The sequence below is a fragment of the Moritella viscosa genome, assembly GCF_900120065.1.
In the GTDB taxonomy this organism is placed as follows: Bacteria; Pseudomonadota; Gammaproteobacteria; order Enterobacterales; family Moritellaceae; genus Moritella; species Moritella viscosa.
In genome coordinates this window covers 1-17,603 of sequence record NZ_FPLG01000087.1, presented here as the reverse complement: position 1 = coordinate 17,603, position 17,603 = coordinate 1, and the positions used below count along the sequence as shown (strand labels likewise).

The following is a 17,603-nucleotide window of genomic DNA, read 5'->3' as shown; positions in this document are numbered from 1 at the left end:
TCTCAGAAAGGAGCGATATCGGCTTAATACAGGGCTTACTTTTATGTTGTTAATGCCCGCTGCGCATTATGTCGTTTCTACGTACATGGATAAGGCTCATTTCTATGTTCACAATAATTACACTGTGTCGTTCCTATGAACGTGTTATAGAATGAGTCTAAATTGGGTAATGCTTATCCTCATATGCTTCAATAAAAGAAATAAGCTTTTCAAGTTCATCACCTTCAGAGGTATTCGGTTCAGCATCAAATAGTCCCTCAATTCTCTTTAGTACAATGTGGTAGTCACTTTCCGATGCTTCTCGTACCATCTTAGCTAGTGACGCAGACGTTAGCTCGTCAGCGTGTGAATTATAGAGTTCTAATCCTTCTACGAATTTATATTCTAAGTGTATTTTTTTATTCATCATTTTACCTTTAAATAGAGTCTTACATTAGCTGGAATGCAACAAAATTACTTAACCATTACAGGTGGGTACAAATTTAGAGAACTATGAATTATTTATTTAACGCGAGCTAACTGGTCCGGAAGAACAAGCTAATTGTCGTCTAATCGTTCTCAATTATCACGAGAATGGATATGTAGTTCACCTTCATTTAAATAACCTAATTCAGTGTGAATACGGTTTAAAAAACGGAAAGCAGACGCTGCTTAAATGTGCCTAGTGTTAAAACAAAATCTTGGGTAGCAAATTGAGAATTGTTTATTTCGAGCCCCCATTCAATGTTTACGTTAAGTTTGTCTACAGCCGACGTTGAATTTGATTTGCCGGCACTAGATCCATAGATATTATCGATATCAAAACTCTGCTCAGTACTACGGTCTAATCGCATAACGGTATTATTGTCTGGTAGGTCTTCAGCGATACGCTCTGCAAAAGATGATAACTGACTCTCTGCAATGGTATACAGCCATGCCTCCTGGTTCTCTGCGTCACTTATACGCAGTATTCGACCTAATACCTGCCTGAAGTACAATTCGGTTTTAATATGGCTTAAATGACAGCACACTTGCAGCCGTGGAATGTCAGTTCCTTCTGATACCATCCCAACACTAACAATCCACTGAGTATCACTTGTTCTAAATCGCGTAATTTCATTAAGGGGGTCATCGTGACGATAAGTAACGATCACTGCTGATTGGTTGAACTCATTCTGTAATAACGATAATAATTCGTTGGCATGCTCAACTGATGATGCAACGACAAGGCCACCTGCTCTGGTGTTTATCTGTCTTATTTCAGTTAATTTTTGGCAACTTAACCTTAATAAATACAGCATTGCTTCACGGTTGGTTATGATCGCTGAATAAGGGATAGATTCATTCATCAAGAGTTCTTGAATTGAGTGGAAACATTTAGCTTCTTTGCTTGCGCTATTAATGCTCAAGTTATCGTTATCAACTAATACGACCTTTGGGGAACGGCAAACTCGGTCTTTAACTGCTTCAGACAAACCATATACATAATCACATTGGATCTCATTTTCAGGTTTAGAATATCGGGAGAGTGAAATAGGCTGAGCATCTGATCGCCATGGTGTACCTGTTAAAGCGAGCGTGAAGGCTGCGTAGTCTTGGATCTTAGTTAGTATTTCCATTCCCCAAACATTTGCTTCAATAACGCTGTTACCTGAACAATGGTGTATTTCATCGAACACAACTAATACGCGATAACGTTTAAGTAAATCCCAAAACTCATCATTCATATACAACATATTTTGATACGTATAAGAACCACCAACTGAGCCGATACCACCATTAAAGGAGCAGTTTAATCGCCACGAAAAGGTGCTTTTAATACTTTCTGCCACAGCTAACGATGGTGAGAAGCATAAGACTAAATCTATACTGTCTTGTTGCTTTAGTGACGACGCAACTTCAGCGGCCATTACCGTTTTACCTGCCCCTGGTGTAGCCAAGCATAAAAAGTGAGGTTGTCCTGAAACGAATTTCTTTAATGCTGCATCTAAGCATTCTGATTGCCAAGTTCTTAACATTTAATTATGCGGCCAATTCAACGGTGTTCAGTACTTTTGTTAGGGCATTTACTTTGCCAAGCAATTGAACTGAACGTTCCCGAGTTTCTAAGTAAAAGGGCTTGAACAGATCACTTTGTTTCGGAAAACGTTGCATTAAATCTTTAAATTCTTCGACCTCACTTAGTGAGATAGCTAGTTCTGCTTCATATGTTTTCTTTTCTTTGGATAGTTCATAGAGGAAATTAGTATTGTTTTCGCCTTTTTCATTCGGCAATACCTTTACTTTCGGTTGTTGTGTTGCTGGTACGTCAGCACTGGATTTAATCACAAAATTAGTAGTAATAAATTTTTCTGATTTGATGTACCGGCTATTTTTTACTTCCGAATGAGTATGCTTTATTAGTAGTTTTAGCTTGGTTAGTTTACAAATTACACGATAAATGCATTTACGAGTTTCAGTCTTATCATTAAAAAATTCTGACTCATACATGAGTGCGTCTCGTATTTCTGAAACTGTAAAATTATTTATATTTATTACTATCAATAAATTATATACATCAGGATGCAGTGCTATAGCTTTCGCCATTATTAATATCTCAAAACCAAAACTTAGGATTGCTAAGTATACAGTAATCAGTAAAACTTAGACAATCTAAGCTATTCAGGATTACTAAGATGAAACACTTGTGGTTAGAGAGAACCCAATCCCAGCTCGCCTTAAACAAGCGCGTAAAAAAGCTAACATTACCCAAAAGGATTTGGGTATTAAAATAGGTATGGAACCAAGTTCGGCAAGTGGACGCATGAACCACTACGAAAAAGGGCGTCACACTCCTGATATCACCGCTTTGCAACGCATGGCGGATGAGTTAGGCGTGCCACTTAATTACTTCTTTTGTGAAGATGATAATGCAGCTGAATTAGCGTGCTTGATTGATAAATTGTCTGAAGATGAAAAGTTATTATTAATAAACAGGTTAATAAATATTAAGTAAGGAATCTCTAGCGATAAATAGGGTTTATTTTGGCAAGCATAGCTTTCAATATTATTTATTGTGTTGTAATTCATTTACTACATGCTCATTACAACCTAATAGATAAGTCCTGGGTATGAGTTGGAAACCTAGTTTATCGCTTTCATAAAGTCTTTTTATATCGGTATTATTAAGTCATTTCCGGCATCATATTACTTACATATGATGCCAATCAGTTCGTATTTTCCTTCGGTAAATAAATTCACAGTGTTATGAAAAAAACAGTTACACACTCAATTGTGGGTAATAAGATAATGCATTGATTTTAAAACTAGTTTAAGGTGTTGGTTTTATATTTGATGATTTTAATCATATATATAAAGATGTCTCTTTACACGACCTAAGTTTTATAACCGTGGATTTATTATAGAGATCATCATATTAAATGATTATAAAGCTTAGGGCATGAAGGTTGTATGTTAAAAAAGATTAGATTAGATAGAACCCGTACTTATGAGCTCGCTCTCGCAACTAAATATATAGCCATAATGTTAGATGCTTTTATTGATGGTCGCAGCCATTTCAAATCATTGGGTTGTGAGCAAGGTGATATTGATAAATGGGATGACTTAGTTATTGATCTTGGGGATGATATTTTTGAACATATTCAGGTCAAAAGGCAACTAACTCCCTTTTCAAGTTTACCTTTAGAGAGAAGTACGAAAGCTTCCGGGAAAAATAAAGGAGCACCTCAGGAGCTATCACCGCTAGATGAGTCACTTGCCAGCCTGGCTAAATGGTCAAGAGGAAAGACACCTAAAGAGTTAGCAACTCGTCGTTTTGTAATTGAAGTCCCTGATTTAACAGTTCAAATAAAAAAAGATTACCAAGTTAGACATTTTTATGATTTATGTCATCAACATATTAATTATATGACAACTGAATCAGCTCTAGCTTTATTGGCTGAACAAGATACTAGTGTTAAAAATGCCTATATTTGGCTCACTACATGGTGTGACTTTGATGGGTGGGAACATATAATCAAAGCGTTCCGTTTATTAGATGTTCGTAGCTCTGGTCTTGAAATTGATCTAGAAGAAACAACAGAATCTTTTTTATCTCGACACTTTTCAGACAGTACTAAAACACGTAAAACAATAAATTCTTTTATTGACCAAAACTCCACTTATACCGTTGCAATACAACCCCGACATATTCTTTCTGAACTTGAATCCGAGTTAATCGCTGATAAAGAAAGGTGGACTCAATTTAAAAGATGGAATAGTAACTGGGAGATCTCAGGAATATGCAATTTGAATGGTGATGATATTGAAGAACCAGACAATTTGGTTCAAAAATTCTGGAATTCAAATGAGAAAACATCTTTAAAAATCATATCCTTAAACCAGGCTGATAATATAAACTGTAAAATATCAATTCCTCTAATGCGTTTTTCTCTTCATCTTGATGGAACGTCTGCCGCGGTATTTAACGAAATGGATATATGGAAATCACAGGCAAGAAATGCGGTCTCACATACTTTAGGGGTTAGTGAATATGACTTTGAATCACTGAGATGGTTTTCAAGTAATCTTTCGCCAAAAGCAACTTCAGAATATAGGGAGTTGAGATTGACAAAAGAATTGGAAAAAGAGGCTAATTTTTTTTCAGATGAAATGTATAACGTTACCTGGACTAAAGTTTGCGACGTTTTGTGTCATAAAATTAGAGACATGAAAAATGTAGAAATAAGAGACGCAATTGAAGAACGCTGGCTTAATTGGAAACCAAGATTAGAATCAAATGTTAGTGATAGAAATGATTTTTTAAAAAAAATGCTTCAACCTAAAAGTGAAGGTGAAGATATTTACTCAGAACTTAGAGTTGGCCCTAAATCTACCAATATTCTGGCTGAAGGAATTAAGTTTTTACTCATTGTATCTGCAGCCCTTTACGATAAAGATGATTGCTGGAAGGTAACTAAAGATGGTCTGTTGATAAATACGTTAGCACTTGGCTATTGGGGCGGACCGTCAGATAAACCTCGTTATGCAAGAGAGTTAACTGATGAAGCCGGTATTGCACAGCTTTTAGGTAGTGAACTTAACTCTATACTAATTATGTCTCAAATTAAATCATCACCGAGTGATGTTCTTGATGAAAGTTTAGCCTTTTCTCTAGAAGAAAAAGATAGCCTCGCTACATCAAAAACACCAGACCTGTTAGTGACAAATTCTATTTTATTTAGACGTTTAATAAACAGAGGGTCTTTGCTGGACATCAAAACATTCTTCGAAGAAAGTTTGCAATCTAGAGCGGTGGCTAGAGAAGAGAGCATTAAAGGAGTAATAAATGGATAGTATTGAAAAGTTTATTTTAGAAATTTATGGAGTTTCAAAAAATAGATTTGAAATTCAAGATAATAGTGAAATTATCGATGATTTTTTATTATCTTCCAATGAAGAAAGAATAGACCGAGCGGTACTGCGTATGCGTAGGTTTAGTAATACAAAAGGTGGTTGGCGTACATTGCTAGTTGCATCAGTAAGCGATAAGGAAAGCTTAACTAATGTAATTCGATGGGCAGCTGAATGTAGAGATCTTTTATCTGAACCCGAGGCTTCAGACCTTTATCTCTTTATAGATACCAATGCTTGTAATTTAAGCCTAGAAGAAGCAACTAAAATTGAATCAAGTGAGCAATTTTGTAGGAAGTATGTAACACGTCCTAATGAGGCTCTATCGGCTCTACTAGCAAGAACATTTCTTTGTCCGCTAGTTGGTGCTGATTTACACACCAATATTTCAGATCCTTTAATTGATGCATTTAAAAAAACAGGTGTAGAGCATACTTGGTTTAATGAAAGTGAGCAGTCATTATGGCGTAAAGCTTTTTTGTCTGGTGAGTCAGGTAGTGATTTAGTAGATATGTTATTTTCACCAATAATCAGTAAAGAAGAGCTCTAATGACAAAATTAAAATCTTTAACACTTAGTAATGTTCGTCGTTTTAGCGAAAATACAAAAATTGAATTTGGTGAAAGTGCCACGATTATCATTGCCCCAAACGGAACAGGTAAAACATCCATTTTTGAGGCTATTGAGTTTATTTTAACTGGAAAAGTGAGCAGATTAACAACGCTGGAAACTTTGGTTAGAGACAAGCAAGATCAAGCAACCATTGGTATACAATTTAGTTGTAACGCGAGTAAAACAGCTAAAATTAATAGCTATGGTGAAACTGAATTTATAGGTGACTTAACTAGTGTTTTAAGTCAAACAGCCTCAGAAGATTTACCCTATTTACTAAGACTAACTCATATGCTTGATCAACGTGGTAGTCATTGGTTTGTACAATCAGATACCGCCGGAACACAACTAAATAAATTACCAATTGGTCGAGATGCGGCAAGTGCAAATAAATTAGTAAATAGTGTAAAAAGAGCAGCAAACTTACATCAAAAAGATGCGAGTAGAGATTTGGATGAAGCACAGAAAAAATTAACTGATTTCCAAGGCTTAGTAAATAAGAAGACCGAAATTGAAAAAAATTCCAAACAGCCATTAGTTGCTATTCAAAGTTTAATTAAAAGTTTAAACAATATTGCTATCACTCTAAATCATGACAGTAGGGTTTCAGCTGAAAAACTATCTGAAATTAAAGATGTTATGATCCAGCTAGTATCTAAAACAGAAATGAAGTATCAAGAAGAAAGTAAGAAAAAGAATAATTTAGTTGAGATTAAACCTATTGTTGAAAACTACTTAGATTCCTTTTCTAAGCTGAAGTTGGCGTCAAATAAAAATAGTGAATTACAAAAAAAAGTATTGGCGGATAGAGCAAGTTTACAAGCAAAGCAGTTAGAAGAAGCAAATATAAATACGTCATATAATACGATGCTTAACGAGTTAAATTCATTGAAAGTTACAATGGAAAAGATTGAGCAATACGACAAATTGAATGATGAAATTAGTCTTATCAAGCAACGTATATTTTTGGTTGGTTCTCAAATTGATGAAGCTGAAAACAAGGACGAATTGACTAAATTAAAGCATAAAGAACAACTTGAACTACAGAGCAAACATATACTTATTAATAAGTCTTTTGAAGCATTAGTGAATGAAGAAGCAAGCGTAGATCGAGCTAAAGAGCACTTGCTAACACTAGTACAGTTAAATAATGAAGAAAATGAATTTAAAAAGGCCCTTATAATTTCGGAAACTAACGTTTCTGTATGTTCAGATAATGTTAATTTAATTACGAAAGAAAAGAATATAGTTAAATCAAAATTAGAAAAAGAAGAGTTACATTTATCGCATTTGACAAAAGCATCGGACTCTATACGTTCGGCGGTTACTATTATAGCGTCTGAATTACCAAAGAATCAGGACGATTGCCCTGTCTGCGGAGAATCTCATGGATTTACTGAGCTTCACAGAAGAATTAGTGTTGAATTAGCAAAAATAGATCCGAGTATTACTCTTATAGCTGACAGTGTTCAGGAGCTTAGAATAAAGCTAAAAAATAAAGAACGTCTCGTAATGGAAGCTAAAGAAGAGCTATCTAAAGTCGTGTCGATTAATGTTAGATCAAAAGATTTAGTCATTAATATTAGAGCTAAAATCACCGAGATTATCGAAAATATAGTGTTACCTGAGCGATTTAATAATTCATTATTAAAAATTAAAAATTATGCTCAAGAAAACAATATTCAGGCTTCTAAAAACGATTTAGAGGCTGTGCTTATAAATATTACTACAGAACGTAATAATCTTACATCACAAAAGAATTATCTTAAGCCTATATCTATAAGTGATATTGAGAATGTTGAAGAGGATTTACGGTCATCAGAGTTTAAGATTAGAGGTTTAAAATCTAGCGGGGAAGAGGCTAAGCGAACGTATGAGCAAAAGAAGAATGAGTTAGAAAAGTATGTAATAGCGGATATTGATAGACTGAATGTTAAAGCTATCAGTAATAAAGAACGAAAATTAAATGAATCAAAACTTCTATCTCCCCCTATTAAAGAGGAACTTGAAAGGATACGTTTAACAATAGAGCGAACATTAAGAGATAAGCAGCAAAATCAATTTGAGATAGACGAGTATTCATCAGTGGTTAATAAAACCAAAGTTACTTGGGCTAGTTTAGGGCTACTTAATGAACCTGATTTAGCAAGCTTAATTGTATTTATTGATAACGTTAATGAAAAACTGATAAATTTAGTTAGGTGTAAAAACGAATTAAATAATATTCAAACTGAAATATCAAGATGGACCGAAAATAAACAGTTTACTGATTTGCAAGAAACTATAAATAGTATAAAAGGCGAAGCTTCTGAAACTATATTTTTGGAGTCTTTGATTCTTGAAACTCAGCAACAATCAATAAAAATTGATGAGATAAACAAAAAATTAGATACTCTTCAACTTTTCTCCAAAAAACTTGCTGGTGAACTGAAAAATATAGACGGTAGAGTTCAAGAGATTGAACCTATGTGGCGTTCTTTACTTAGTCGAATTGTACTTGACCCACGATATTCTAAAACAGGGTTGGATATCACCACTAAATATAATAAGCCGGTTGCTACTATTTCCGCGCCTTTGCATAATGGTGTTACATCAGTAAATATGCTTGCAAGTGAAGCTCAAATTACCGATTTACAGTTGACATTTTTGATGGCTATGGCACAAAAACAAAACTGGTCTCCATGGCGCGGGCTTCTTTTGGATGACCCTACTCAACATCATGATTTAGTACATTCATCGTCTGTTTTTGATTTGCTACGTGATTTTATTGTTGAGGATGGCTTTCAGCTTGTTTTGACCACTCATGACAAGGTTCAGGCTAATTTTCTAAGGAGAAAGCTTGAAAATGACGGGGTGCCTGTGACTATATGCCAATTACAAGCGACAGAGCATGGAGTCATTGCGAATGAATTAGTGCTTTAATCATTAAGCGAAATACCTAAAGGTCGTGTAATAAGCTATTGAACATGGCTATTTATATTCGCTTTGCTTCCTAAGTTCTGGTTTGTAAAGCGTGACCTTTGACTTCCTGCCATTTTTATATTACATTTTATATTGTATGTAATATAAATCATTAGTTATAAAGCCAATCTATATCAGTGATCTAATCACTCGACGCATAAAATATTATATTTTCACCACAACTACACTGAGTATGTACACGCAACCTCAGAAAAAATTTCGAGCTAAAAAGATAGCTGATATCGAAGCCGAAATTTTGAGTGTCGTTGCTAGCGGGCAAAAACATCAGCGCGTTTTCCTCGCTGATGGGGATGCCATGACACTACCATTTAAGCGGTTAAAAGAGATCTTGTTACTTATTCGTAAACACATGCCACATGTGCAGAGAGTCAGTGCATATTGCTTACCACGTAATATTAAAAGTAAATCATTAGCAGAGCTTTATGAGTTATGTAATTTAGGATTGGGTATTGTTTATGTTGGTTGTGAAAGTGGAGATGATAAGGTTCTCGCATTAGTTGAAAAAGGGGAGACTTATGATTCACAACTTGACGCCCTATATAAGCTGAAAGGCGCGGGCATTAAAACTTCTGTGATGATACTCAATGGTCTGGGTGGTACTGAGTTTACCGAGCAGCATGCATTAAACTCTGCGCGCTTAATGAATGCCGCGCAGCCAGATTATTTATCGACGTTAGTGGTGTCTTTTCCATTAGGGCAAGCTAAGTTTGCCCAAAACTTTGTTAATGGCTTCCAGTTACCTGATCAGCAGGGCTTGTTTTTGGAAATGCAAATGTTGCTCGAGAATTTAGACCTGAAAAATACCGTGTTCAGATCTGATCACGCCTCTAACTACCTGTCTTTAAAAGGAACGTTAGGGAAGGATAAAGCACAGTTGTTAGCGCAAGTACGCAGTGCCATCGAAGTGCCAGAACTGAGCCCGCTACGAAAAGAGTGGCAACGCGGATTATAATTTCACGATCACAGGCACTGTAACAATCACAACATTAAGCGCTGTTATTATCACAGCGTTAACAAAAATCGATTACACAAGATGACAACTAGAAAGTGCGGTGCTATGGTTATATTTCAATAACGTTTATCTTATAATCACCAAGTATTTGATAGTTTTAACCTATCAAAATGATTGTCTAAAGCAATTGGTTTAAGATTATATTTAATGTAAAAATTATGCCGTAAAATAAGCAAATATTTAATTAATTTAGGAGATTAAAATGGTTTTAGTAGGACGTCAAGCACCAGACTTTACAGCTGCAGCAGTACTAGGTAACGGCGAAATCGTTGATAGCTTTAACTTTGCTGAATTCACGAAAGGTAAATCAGCGGTTGTATTTTTCTATCCACTTGATTTCACATTTGTTTGCCCATCAGAGCTAATCGCTTTTGATCACCGTCTAGAAGAATTCCAAAAACGTGGTGTTGAAGTTATCGGTATTTCAATCGATTCACAATTCAGCCACAACGCATGGCGTAACACTTCTATTGAAGATGGCGGTATTGGTCCAGTTAAATACCCACTAGTAGCAGACGTTAAACATGATATTTGTCAAGCATATGGTGTTGAACATCCAGAAGCTGGTGTTGCTTTCCGTGGTTCTTTCCTAATCGACACAAACGGTGTTGTTCGTCACCAAGTTGTTAACGACCTTCCATTAGGCCGTAACATCGACGAAATGCTACGTATGGTTGATGCACTAAACTTCCACGAGAAAAACGGTGAAGTTTGTCCTGCACAATGGGAAGAAGGTAAAGAAGCAATGGACGCATCTCCAGAAGGCGTTGCTAAATACCTAAGCAAAAATGCTAAAGGCCTATAATTTTACTTAACTTATTAAGTAAAATTAAGTCCTAATAAAAAAGCCAATCTCATTGAGATTGGCTTTTTAGTATTTAATGAGCTTGTTTTAAATAACGTTTAGCTGAGTTCGTTAATCAAAGCATATCTCAATAGATGCACTGCCGAATGCACTGGTCAGTGGCAGCAATAGTTTAGGCCCTTCAGCTTTGTGAGTCACGGTATGTCCTTTACCTGATACCACAATTGGTGTCGACATATCAAAATCAAAACCTTTATCGGCTAAAATGCGTTTTGCGCCACCTGTGACCATATTGGTTATCTCACCGACCATATCAATGACTTCGGCGTCAATTTTAGCTGGTTTTTCACCTAGCATATTATTCATGATCGCTAATGCCAATGATTCATCAAAGGTGAGTGAAAATGAGCCTTTGGCTTGCGTTGACATCATTCCCATGATGCCGGAAATATCACCTTTGGCTTTATCATCTTTTTTGAGTCTTGGCTTACCGGGTGTTAATTCCACTTGTGCCATGGTATTTAATACATTTAATAAAGATGAGATAAATGGATTGATAAACTCTACACGCATAGTTTGTTGTTCCTGAAAATTTAATTATTCACGACAATCAGCACAGATACCGTGTGCTTCGACTGTCTTAGTCGTAATTGCAAAACCATGTTCATCGGCAAGTGATTGTAGTAACTCTTCTATTTCTGCATTATGTAATTCAATAACACCACCACAACTCTTACACAAGAGTAGTTGAGAAGGGTGTTTTTCACCAAAATGCGGACACAAAATAAATGCGTTACTTGATTCTATCTTATGGATAAAACCTTCTTCAAGTAGAAAATCCAGTGCACGATAGACGGTGGGTGGTTTTGCGTTTGGTTCTAACTGCTGCAATTGAGCAAGCAGATCGTAAGCGCTGATCATGGCGTTGTGCTGTGCCATTAACAGAAAAATCTGCTGCCTAATTGGGGTGAAGCGAACTGCACGAGTAACACAGAGTTGTTGTGCTCTGTAGAGTAAATTGTTCGCTGAATCTGTCATAGGGATCATTAAAGTAGCTGAGAAAGGATAATGCTAACACATTAAGATTAGTTGTCTAATCGTGAATAGAGATAACCTAGGTCTAAGTCGAAAGTTTATTACTATTCTGCAGTTATGGCTGTATGCATAAGTGAGTCGGTAGGTTGATCTTTATGTTACTATTTTCGGTTTTATTCTGAATCCAGAGGTCAGTTTAGCTACTGCGATTTGTTGTCGTTGTTATACCGTTCTTTTTACCTCGATTTTAGTCGTCCTTTCTTTTTCCATATGTTCAACATAGTCATTATAACTAGTTAATATTAGCGAAAACACTATTTCCATTTTTGCTGCAATAAGGCTCCAACGATCCTATAAATATAACATATATATTTATAGGTATAATTATTCATGCTCTTACTTTTGAAGGATTCCGCTTAGTTTTCAATATATTATATATAACTTTGAACTTATAAAATTGAAGTTGTTACGTTAAGTGTCTGATATATTTAATTTAATTTAATTTAATTTAATTTAATTTTATTTTTTGAAACTGTGCTGTTGATGTTGGTTAATTATAACGAAGACTAAATACTGTACTTCTTTGATGTCTAAGTAATGATATGTTTATTTTTTGTTACGTAATATATCGTGCAATAAAAACACTCGTAATTAATAATAGTTCTCATTTGCGGAGTTGGATAAATTATTGTTTAATCATGCCTTATTTTTATATTGAATAGCCATTTTTCAATCTTATTAACGTTTTATGTTTTAAAAAACGGACGTTCAAGATGGAAATGCTCTTCTAACAATAAATTATTATAGGAATGTTTTATGCGTAAAATTATCATTTTATGTTCATTAATTATTCTTGGTTGCAACGATGATTCATCAACAAAATCAGTTGAAGCCAAGGATATTCTATCAATTAAAATAACTCACGAAAATATAGCGGGTTCTCCTACTGCAAAAATTGCTTCGGATTCTTCCTTACTTTTTAATGCTATTGCATATTATAAAAACAATTCAAAAATGGATATTACCAAAGAAGTGAATTGGGTTACTTCAGATCCGGCTGTAGCAACAGTAAGTAAAACTGGTCTAGCAAAAGGTATTACTGAAGGTATCACGACAATAATGGCAAAATATGGTGCTATTGACAGTAACGGTATTTCATTGTCTGTGACTGATGCTAATGTTTCTAGTCTTCGGGCTGGGTTTACCTCGGGTTATTCCGGTACTCTTCCTAAGGGACGTTCGTATCCTACAGTTGCTATTGCGACTTTTAGTGATATGACTAGGAAATATGTAGTGTCTGATGTTAGCTGGGTCAGCAGTGACCCGTTGGTTGTATCTGTGAATGAAAATGGGATCTTGAAAGGTATTAGTGCTGGTGTGGCAAAGGTAACGGCTAATTTTAAGAATGAAAAGAGCAATACCTTAGAAATAAAAGTAACAGATGCTGTCATTACTAAAATCCAAGTATTACCTAAAGAAAATCATTTGAAATCCATTCCTATTGGATTTACACAATCAATGGTTGCCGTAGGTGTATTTAGTGATGGAACTAAACAATCATTACTGAATGGTATTACTTGGCTTAGTGATGATGAATCTATTGCCACGGTAACAAATGAAGGTGTTGTTAAAGGTATTAAGGGAGGACAAACTACAATAACAGCTCAATATGATAATTTTAACAGTGAGCAATTATCGGTTACGGTTCCCGCGATTACACTCTCTGAGATGGAAATTTTGGGAGGTACTCATTATGTAGCTAAAGGAGAAAATCTGCAAATTTTTGCATCAGGTACTTTCAGTGATGGTTCAAAAATGGACATCTCAGATGATGTTTCTTGGTTTAGCGATGATGAAAATGTGGCTTTTGTTGATAGTGTAGGAAGCGTCCATGGTATAAGCGTTGGTCAAACTAATATTTTGGCAAAATTTGGAAATATTAAGTCTGAATTTATTGTAGATATTAATCGGGGGCTATCAACGTTCAATATTGTCAAGCTTGGAGCTGGAATTAATTCTAGTTATACACAAGTAGTTGGAGATAGAGGTCTTTTAGCTGGAGAGGATGATATTACTTTGACATATCAAGGCGACAATATTGATGTCTCAGTTAGTTCTTTTGTTAAAGATATTCAAGCAGAGGATATTGGACATTATTTCATTGAGAGCAAGGACGATGAGGGTAATATTATTGGGTTTACTGGGTATGTAAATGTTTATAAAAGTAGATATGGATATAATGAAAGTTTTTATACGCGGTTTTTCTCTGGGTATTCAGTACCGAATGAAGCAAAGATTAACTCTATATATCGTGGGGAGCTTTTATATTCCACACTATCTTCAAATGATGAAAAAACGGATATAAAGACTGGTAATATTGTCCTTAATTTAGATGAGAGTAATCCATCCTGTACAGTTCATCGAGATAAAGTATATACATGTGGTGAGCTTGTTGCTCCTTATGGCAACGGGTTTGTCTCTATTCTCTATGATGAACAAGGAATAAGAGGAGGTGATCTCTTCATTGATTTTTATGGTGATAATAGTGAATTTGCTTCTGGGTATATCTTTGAGCAAGGTTATCGAGGAACGTCTGATAACCTTGATGTTTTCTTATTAAATAAACGATAAGTTACATTAGCCTGAGGACAGTGTTAGCTTGTAACAAGGTTAACACTGTTTCATAGTATCTTGATCAGCTAGCAAGCCTTTGTAGGCAATCACGGAACTCAACACTTAAGCCTATAATCTCAGTTAAAGTTGGTCGATAGAGGACGTTGAATATTTCTTTTCCTCATTTGAACTCAATAAGTACCTTCCTGCCGAGTTTTTGATAATTTCAATGTATGCTCTCAGCGTGGCGAGGTACATAACTTTATTTTTGAAAGTTATTGCTTCCGGGTGTATGATGTCGCCTTTAATTTTGACGATGGTCACAGCTTTAAATCGTAATTCTTTGCTTGAAAGTATGCGCTTTTCGATAGAAAAAGAGTCATTAACTCTTACTCTTCGAGAGGACTATAGGGGAAATGTAATACGGGTATCAGGGTAACTAAAAGCAAAATTACTATAATATAAAGAGAGATAAACAAATGACGAAGCCAGTTACTAACAGTGTTCACGCCGCAGGACGCTTCTCCATTGCACCAATGTTGGATTGGACACACTAGTGGCTTTCTTTGGTTATAAGTAACTGTTATTTAACTAGTTAATTAAATAATGATGACGTAATTTATTCGTGGGGTCATATAAGGGGGCAAATGAGTTGAGAAAGGAATGTTTGGGGTTAAACTTAGAAAAAGGCAACCCTAAGAAATAGAGCTACCTTTTGATTTTATACAAAAGAATTAGATGATTTGAAAAGATTTCCATATCCTTTTTTCTTCTTCCTGTCTTTTGTCAATGTAGTCACTAAAATCAGAAATATGACACACCATTGGAGATTTATTAGAATCCCCCAGCCTAAAACAAGGAAAAGGCAAAGAATGCGTTTTAGCCAAATTTAAAGCTGTTCTACGTGCAATATTCAAATACAATTCTGCAATATCTTCAACATTGATAACAACGTTTCCAAATTGCTTTAAAAGCATTTTATGAGTTCGTGATAATTCATCAGTTTTTTTCATAGTACATAGCCCAAGCGAAATTGGGCTTATCGGTTTACACCGATAATGTAGAAGAAATTCTTCTACGTTGAATTAATTCCTTTTTTCAACACATACATCTTACTAAAACAAGGTGATTTTTGAAATGATAAAGAACTATAAATATCTGCTCTAAAGTTTAATAAATGAGTCGGCTTTTAAAACTCAGAGGGAAACATTGATTTTTAGGAATAAAAACAAACCTAGATAACCCCAACCTCCTAAGAATTACACCCCCACCTCCTGAAAATTACACAGTTTTAGCCGTACTCTCCTAAGAATTACACAGTTTTAGCCGTACTCTCCTGATAATTCAGAATATCTAGATATATCTTTTTAGATAGATTTAATAGATAGATTAGAAAACAGATAAGGTTGCTCTAGAACAACCAATGGAAAAACAAAATAATTTTTTAAGTAATTTTAGTGATCTTTTAAAATATTTTTTAATACTTGCTCTGCAAGCTCTTCTGAATAAAACCTTGCTTAAGATGTTGATAATACTAGTGGGTTATAACAATTTGAGGTGTTTTATCAGAAGTGAAAATCAAAGATTTTCTTGCGGAGCATATAAATAATTCTGTAACGCTATTGATTCTTTTTAGATTTGTTATACAACAATATTAAACAGAAGAGAAAAGCCAAATTTCTAATCAAACATAGATAATCCGCAAAAATACATTTATTTATTTCTTTTCTATAAATTTAATCGAAAGGAAATATTATAATGACTACTTACACTAAAATAAATAATTACGAAGGTTTATCAAACCAAACCATCACAATACCAACGTTCCAAATCCAAAGTGCTTTTTTCAGAAACAAATCTGTGCAAAAAGAAGTTATTTCTTGTCCGATCAGAAAAGAGAAAGTAAGATCTAATGACGTTCAAGCGAATATTAAACACGACTTATTTATATACAGTCACTTACTTCAGAAACATCATCATTTAGCTCTTAACCATCAATCTAAAGAGCTTATATACGTTAAATGTGAAGCTGGATCAAGCATTGTAAAAGCATGTAAGGTTAAGGCTAATCACACTATTGCAGAAATATGTAATGCGTTAGAAGAATTTGCTGAAAAACTATCAGCAGATAAAGAAATTACTGTTGAGAAGTACGTTGATGAAAAGATAGTTGGGACCTATACATTCTCAATATTTGAAAAGATTTCTTATGATAAAAAAACTAATACATTAAGTTATATGTTTAGTGAAGAGTTCTTAAGCTACTTAAACTTAGATGATAAATGCCTCACTATAATACAAATAAGCGACTTTAAAGACGTTAAGAGTAATAAGACAGGAGCTTCGATTTATCTACTTTCACAATCAATGTCTAATCTTGATAAAGAGAAATATCTTAAAACAGAGTATTTATCTGAAATTCTAGGAATTAAGAAGAATTGTAATCAACTCTTCAACAATGCATTTAAACTTTTATCTAAAAAAGTATTTCGTGAAAGTGCAGAAGGTAAAGCGTTAAGAAAAACTAGATCAGAAGAAGAAAATAAAGTGCATGATAAAGATAAAGAAAAGATATTAGAGTTTAATAAAGAGGTAATAATAAAGCTTAAAGATGGAAAGTTCATTGTATGGTCTAAATATGTAATAAAGAAAATTGCTAAAGCAGTTGTTGATGTGAAAGAGAAAATTAAAACGTTTACACCAACCGAAATACTAGCAAATAAAGAAACATTTATGAAAAAAGGAGCTTTTGCAAAACTAATATCAGAGTTTAATGAAATGAGCGTTGAAGACAATTCAAAGGCCGAATTAAGCAACGTTAGCTTATATGATTATGTAGATTACCCTGAATCTTATTTTGATTAACAGTTACTTTCTGTTTGTCACTTAAACCAATAATCCTTTATATATTCACAATTTAAACATTGCATTCAATACTAAAGTATTTTTAGTTAACTTGTCTCTATGCTCAGATCAGCATTTAACGAGAAAGTCAAGCGAATAATACGTTTTTTCTTTACATTTTCAATGATTGTGGTACAATATATCTAAAGTAATATTAAAATAATTTAAGGAAAAACAACATGAAAGCAACAAAAGCATTAATTACATTGTCAGCAGCATCATACATTCTTATTGAAGCAGGTAGAGTAGATATTCTAGCAGGTCTTGGAT

General features: G+C 34.5%; 14 protein-coding genes. 8 read left to right on the top strand and 6 right to left on the bottom strand.

Annotated elements, in window-relative coordinates; translation table 11 throughout:
- Positions 1 to 157 precede the first annotated feature (157 nt).
- The 3 genes from BT797_RS11735 to BT797_RS11725 form a co-directional block, all read right to left on the bottom strand.
- Positions 158 to 409, bottom strand: a complete 252-nt coding sequence (locus BT797_RS11735) for a hypothetical protein (RefSeq protein WP_217653258.1) — start codon at positions 407 to 409, stop codon at positions 158 to 160.
- A gap of 217 nt (positions 410 to 626) precedes the next feature.
- Positions 627 to 1,997 carry a DEAD/DEAH box helicase gene (locus BT797_RS11730; RefSeq protein WP_075472196.1) on the bottom strand — a complete coding sequence of 457 codons (1,371 nt, stop codon included), beginning with the start codon at positions 1,995 to 1,997 and terminating at the stop codon, positions 627 to 629.
- A gap of 4 nt (positions 1,998 to 2,001) precedes the next feature.
- Positions 2,002 to 2,565 carry a hypothetical protein gene (locus BT797_RS11725; protein WP_075472194.1) on the bottom strand — a complete coding sequence of 188 codons (564 nt, stop codon included), beginning with the start codon at positions 2,563 to 2,565 and terminating at the stop codon, positions 2,002 to 2,004.
- A gap of 100 nt (positions 2,566 to 2,665) precedes the next feature.
- Here BT797_RS11725 and BT797_RS11720 point away from each other — a divergent pair, with 100 nt between their 5' ends.
- The 6 genes from BT797_RS11720 (at position 2,666) to BT797_RS11695 (ending at position 10,781) form a co-directional block, all read left to right on the top strand.
- Positions 2,666 to 2,974 carry a helix-turn-helix domain-containing protein gene (locus BT797_RS11720; RefSeq protein ID WP_075472192.1) on the top strand — a complete coding sequence of 103 codons (309 nt, stop codon included), beginning with the start codon at positions 2,666 to 2,668 and terminating at the stop codon, positions 2,972 to 2,974.
- Between the two features lie 455 nt (positions 2,975 to 3,429).
- Positions 3,430 to 5,313, top strand: coding sequence for an ABC-three component system protein (locus tag BT797_RS11715; RefSeq protein ID WP_075472190.1), 1,884 nt, complete (start codon positions 3,430 to 3,432; stop codon positions 5,311 to 5,313).
- Positions 5,306 to 5,920: an ABC-three component system middle component 1 gene (locus tag BT797_RS11710; RefSeq protein ID WP_075472189.1), complete on the top strand. Its 615-nt coding sequence runs from the start codon at positions 5,306 to 5,308 to the stop codon at positions 5,918 to 5,920. The genes BT797_RS11715 and BT797_RS11710 overlap by 8 nt, the downstream gene beginning before the upstream one ends.
- Positions 5,920 to 8,904, top strand: a complete 2,985-nt coding sequence (locus BT797_RS11705; protein ID WP_075472187.1) for an AAA family ATPase — start codon at positions 5,920 to 5,922, stop codon at positions 8,902 to 8,904. The genes BT797_RS11710 and BT797_RS11705 overlap by 1 nt, the downstream gene beginning before the upstream one ends.
- A 232-nt stretch (positions 8,905 to 9,136) precedes the next feature.
- A complete protein-coding gene (locus BT797_RS11700) occupies positions 9,137 to 9,916 on the top strand; it encodes a radical SAM protein (RefSeq protein WP_075472185.1) in 780 nt (259 codons plus the stop codon).
- 262 nt (positions 9,917 to 10,178) lie between these two features.
- Positions 10,179 to 10,781, top strand: coding sequence for a peroxiredoxin C (locus BT797_RS11695; RefSeq protein WP_045111984.1), 603 nt, complete (start codon positions 10,179 to 10,181; stop codon positions 10,779 to 10,781).
- Positions 10,782 to 10,892: 111 nt separating this feature from the next.
- Here BT797_RS11695 and BT797_RS11690 read toward each other — a convergent pair whose 3' ends face one another.
- Together BT797_RS11690 and zur are read right to left on the bottom strand one after the other, a co-directional pair.
- Positions 10,893 to 11,354, bottom strand: coding sequence for a chemotaxis protein CheX (locus tag BT797_RS11690; RefSeq protein ID WP_045111983.1), 462 nt, complete (start codon positions 11,352 to 11,354; stop codon positions 10,893 to 10,895).
- Between the two features lie 24 nt (positions 11,355 to 11,378).
- Positions 11,379 to 11,819, bottom strand: coding sequence for a zinc uptake transcriptional repressor Zur (zur, locus tag BT797_RS11685; RefSeq protein WP_045111982.1), 441 nt, complete (start codon positions 11,817 to 11,819; stop codon positions 11,379 to 11,381).
- A gap of 813 nt (positions 11,820 to 12,632) precedes the next feature.
- Here zur and BT797_RS11680 point away from each other — a divergent pair.
- Complete coding sequence (locus BT797_RS11680; RefSeq protein WP_075472183.1) at positions 12,633 to 14,447, top strand: Ig-like domain-containing protein; 1,815 nt, start codon at positions 12,633 to 12,635, stop codon at positions 14,445 to 14,447.
- 716 nt (positions 14,448 to 15,163) lie between these two features.
- Here BT797_RS11680 and BT797_RS11675 read toward each other — a convergent pair.
- Positions 15,164 to 15,442, bottom strand: a complete 279-nt coding sequence (locus BT797_RS11675; protein ID WP_082295247.1) for a pyocin activator PrtN family protein — start codon at positions 15,440 to 15,442, stop codon at positions 15,164 to 15,166.
- Between the two features lie 745 nt (positions 15,443 to 16,187).
- On the opposite strand from BT797_RS11675, the gene BT797_RS11670 reads away from it, so the two are divergent.
- On the top strand, positions 16,188 to 17,294 hold the full coding sequence (locus tag BT797_RS11670; protein ID WP_075472181.1) for a RepB family plasmid replication initiator protein: 1,107 nt from the start codon (positions 16,188 to 16,190) through the stop codon (positions 17,292 to 17,294).
- Positions 17,295 to 17,603: the final 309 nt, after the last annotated feature.

Bases quoted from the DNA above. Each gene is read 5' to 3' on its own strand.
- BT797_RS11735 (WP_217653258.1), bottom strand. From the start codon at position 409: ATGATGAATAAAAAAATACACTTAGAATATAAATTCGTAGAAGGATTA.
- BT797_RS11730 (WP_075472196.1), bottom strand. From the start codon at position 1,997: ATGTTAAGAACTTGGCAATCAGAATGCTTAGATGCAGCATTAAAGAAA.
- BT797_RS11725 (WP_075472194.1), bottom strand. From the start codon at position 2,565: ATGGCGAAAGCTATAGCACTGCATCCTGATGTATATAATTTATTGATA.
- BT797_RS11715 (WP_075472190.1), top strand. From the start codon at position 3,430: ATGTTAAAAAAGATTAGATTAGATAGAACCCGTACTTATGAGCTCGCT.
- BT797_RS11710 (WP_075472189.1), top strand. From the start codon at position 5,306: ATGGATAGTATTGAAAAGTTTATTTTAGAAATTTATGGAGTTTCAAAA.
- BT797_RS11705 (WP_075472187.1), top strand. From the start codon at position 5,920: ATGACAAAATTAAAATCTTTAACACTTAGTAATGTTCGTCGTTTTAGC.
- BT797_RS11700 (WP_075472185.1), top strand. From the start codon at position 9,137: ATGTACACGCAACCTCAGAAAAAATTTCGAGCTAAAAAGATAGCTGAT.
- BT797_RS11695 (WP_045111984.1), top strand. From the start codon at position 10,179: ATGGTTTTAGTAGGACGTCAAGCACCAGACTTTACAGCTGCAGCAGTA.
- BT797_RS11690 (WP_045111983.1), bottom strand. From the start codon at position 11,354: ATGCGTGTAGAGTTTATCAATCCATTTATCTCATCTTTATTAAATGTA.
- zur (WP_045111982.1), bottom strand. From the start codon at position 11,819: ATGACAGATTCAGCGAACAATTTACTCTACAGAGCACAACAACTCTGT.
- BT797_RS11680 (WP_075472183.1), top strand. From the start codon at position 12,633: ATGCGTAAAATTATCATTTTATGTTCATTAATTATTCTTGGTTGCAAC.
- BT797_RS11675 (WP_082295247.1), bottom strand. From the start codon at position 15,442: ATGAAAAAAACTGATGAATTATCACGAACTCATAAAATGCTTTTAAAG.
- BT797_RS11670 (WP_075472181.1), top strand. From the start codon at position 16,188: ATGACTACTTACACTAAAATAAATAATTACGAAGGTTTATCAAACCAA.